Annotated in this window: 3 protein-coding genes; 1 reads left to right on the top strand and 2 read right to left on the bottom strand. The window is 62.9% G+C overall.

Translation table 11 applies throughout. The features are described from left to right. Positions 1-189: 189 nt before the first annotated feature. Positions 190-1,134 carry a LysR family transcriptional regulator ArgP gene (locus tag AC1DWI_RS18850; protein ID WP_477670326.1) on the bottom strand — a complete coding sequence of 315 codons (945 nt, stop codon included), beginning with the start codon at positions 1,132-1,134 and terminating at the stop codon, positions 190-192. A gap of 107 nt (positions 1,135-1,241) precedes the next feature. Between AC1DWI_RS18850 and AC1DWI_RS18845 the strand changes: the two genes are divergently transcribed. Next, positions 1,242-2,594 (top strand): D-amino acid dehydrogenase, encoded by a 1,353-nt coding sequence (locus AC1DWI_RS18845; RefSeq protein ID WP_477725435.1) that lies wholly within the window; start codon positions 1,242-1,244, stop codon positions 2,592-2,594. Positions 2,595-2,609: 15 nt separating this feature from the next. Here the strand turns inward: AC1DWI_RS18845 and AC1DWI_RS18840 are convergent. Then, positions 2,610-2,856, bottom strand: a 247-nt coding sequence (locus AC1DWI_RS18840; RefSeq protein ID WP_477725434.1) for a WCX domain-containing protein, incomplete at its 5' end; no start/stop codon positions are given.

Raw genomic sequence — 2,856 nt, 5'->3', positions numbered from 1 at the left:
CTGCAATGCAGCGCCAAGCGCGCATCAGGTCACAGTGTGCGGAAGCCAGTGCCTTTTGTAAATGGGACTACTCCCTTACCTGCCTTTGTCAGCGAGTGAAACAGCGACTAGCGCATGGCTGCCCCGGTGTTCCCGGTCGGCCGCCAGCCGTGCACAGCCACTACGCGGTGCGCGCCTCTTTTCGTGCGATCAGGTCACCAACGACTGCGCTGCAGACTGCTTGAGTGCAGCGGTGAGCGCATCCAGCACTTCGGACTCCAGGTTCCAGCAATGCCAGTAGAGCTGGATGGGCAGGGTGTAGCTGGACGCCACGTTGACGAGCTGGCCTGTGTCAATCAGTCCTTGCGCCAGCAGGCGCGGCACCACGCTGACGCCCCAGCCCGCCAGCACAGCCCTGACCATGCCTTCCGATGACGGCACAAAGAGCTGGTTGAGGGTGACGCGCTTGAGCCCGAAAGCTTTGCCGACGAAATCGACCGGCAGCTCATCCTTGCGGTTGAACGCAATAAAAGGCACATCGCGAAAGTTGTATTGCGTCAAGGCGGGCGCGTTCTGTTTGCCGCCAGGGCCCTCGCCCAGGCCAAGCCGTTTTTGCGCAAAGCCCGGCGTAGCCACCGCGATGTACTGCATCGCGCCCAGCGGTTCCACCTTGCAGCCGCGCAGTGCCTGCTTGAGTGTGGTGACGCAGCCCAGCACCTGGCCTTCACGCAGCCACTCGTGGGTGAAGTTCTGGTCGTCGTGGATGATCTCCATGGGCAGGCCCTGCTGCGCCAGGTCGGTCAGCGCCGGCAGGGCCCAGGTGGCGATGCTGTCGGCATTGATGGCGATGGAAATGCGCTCTTCCTCACGCGCACCGCCAAGCGAGCTGGGCGCCAGCTCTTTCAGGTCGCGCTCAAGGTCGGCACGCAGCAGCCGCAGCATCTTGGTGTGTTTCAGCAACAGCTGGCCGGCTGAAGTAGGTTTGAGCGGCCTGCTGCGCACGATCAGCACGGTCCCGACCTGGGCCTCCAGTGCACGCAGGCGCTGCGACACAGCCGACTGCGTGATCGACAGGCGCTGGGCCGCCCGCTCAAAGCCGCCCTCTTCCACGATGGCTGCCAGGCATTCGAGCGCATCCGGATCAAAAGTGCTCATGCAGAGCCTCCTTTGTATTAGTTGTTCTGATGTTTTCACTGATAGTTTAATTTTTCTATTAATTGAAAGCAACATCCTTCACACTTGAAAGCTGTAAAGGGGCTTGTATGAAAGTAGTGGTTTTGGGAGCGGGAATCATCGGCGTCAGCACCGCCTGGCACCTGCTGGAGCGCGGCCATGAGGTGACTGTGGTGGACCGGCAGCCCGGAGCCGCCCTGGAAACCAGTTTTGGCAATGCCGCGCAGATTTCGGTCAGCTATTGCGAACCCTGGGCCAACAAGGACGCCCCCCTGAAGGCCCTGAAATGGATGTTTCGCAACGACGCCCCCCTGCTGTTCCGGCCACAACYGCCCTTCGGCGATGGCTGGCAGCAATGGCGCTGGGGCCTGCAGTTTCTGTCGCAATGCAACGACGCCGCGTTTGAGCGCAACGTGCAGCAGCTGGTGGCACTCGGCGCTTACAGCCATATCGCGCTCAAGGAGGTGGTCAGGACCACCGGCATTGAATACAACCGGCTGGAGCGCGGCATCGCGCACTACTACACCGACCAGAAGTCGTTCGATACCGCCGGTGAAGCGGCGGCGCTGATGCAGAAGTACGGCGTGGCGCGTCGCGTGGTGAGCACCGCCCAGTTGCTGGGCATAGAGCCGGCCTTCAAGTCATTTGCGCACCGCATCGTGGGAGGCACTTATACCGCCAGCGACGAAAGCGGCGACGCGCGCGTCTTCACCCAGGCGCTGGCACAGCGCTGCGCCGACAAGGGCGTACGCTTTCTCTACGAACACAACATCGAAGGACTGGAAAAGTCCGGTGGAGCGGTCCAGTCGGTCGCCGTCCGGGCACGCACCGTGCCGGGCAGCAGTGAGAGTCCCGTCATGAAACTCAAGGCCGACGAGATCGTGGTGGCTTGCGGTTCGTACACGGCGCCGCTGTTGCGCTCGGTGGGCGTTGACCTGCCGATCTATCCGGGCAAAGGCTACAGCGCCACCTTCAAGCTGCTCAAGCCGGAACTTGCGCCCTTCGTCAGCACCATTGACGACGAGGTCAAATGCGCCATGAGCCGCCTCGGCGATCACTTGCGCGTGGCCGGCACCATCGAAGTCGGTGGCTATGACCTTTCGCTGGACACCCCGCTGGCCAGGGCGCGCTGCAAAATGCTGGCCGACCGCATCGAAGAAGTGCTGCCAGGCGTGTGCGACACCCGCCTTGAAGCGCAGGGCGGTACACCGAATTTCTGGACCGGCCTGCGTCCCGCCACTCCCACCAACATTCCCTACATCGGCAAGACCAAAGTCGGCCGCCTGTGGGTGAATGCCGGGCACGGCACATTGGGCTGGACGCATGGCGCCGGGTCTGGCAAGGCCATGGCCGAGCTGATCTGCGGGGAGGTCCCGGCCATGGATTTCGGTTTTTACGGGCTGGCCCGCGCGCGCGGCCGCCTGGAGCCTGAAACCGCCTGATCCACGCCTGCCTGTTCAGGCCGCATGCTGGTCCAGCGTGCGTTGTGCGTGGTCGCGCAGCGCGGTGCGCAGCGCAGGCGGCTCCTGGATTTCGAAAGCAAATGGCAACCGCGAAAGCTGTCTGGCGAACCACGGGATGTGGTCGGTCTGGCTGTGCAGCAGCACGCCTTCGTCACTGGGCTGGAACACGCCAATGCTGTCGGGGAGTTCCATTTGCGCCGTCTGCAAATCGGTGTGCAGCAACAGGCGCACGGTGTTTGTG

It is taken from the genome of Polaromonas sp. P3_C2 (genome assembly GCF_056402675.1).
The sequence above is the reverse complement of the archived record's forward strand: the minus strand, read 5'-3'. Positions and strand labels throughout refer to the sequence as shown.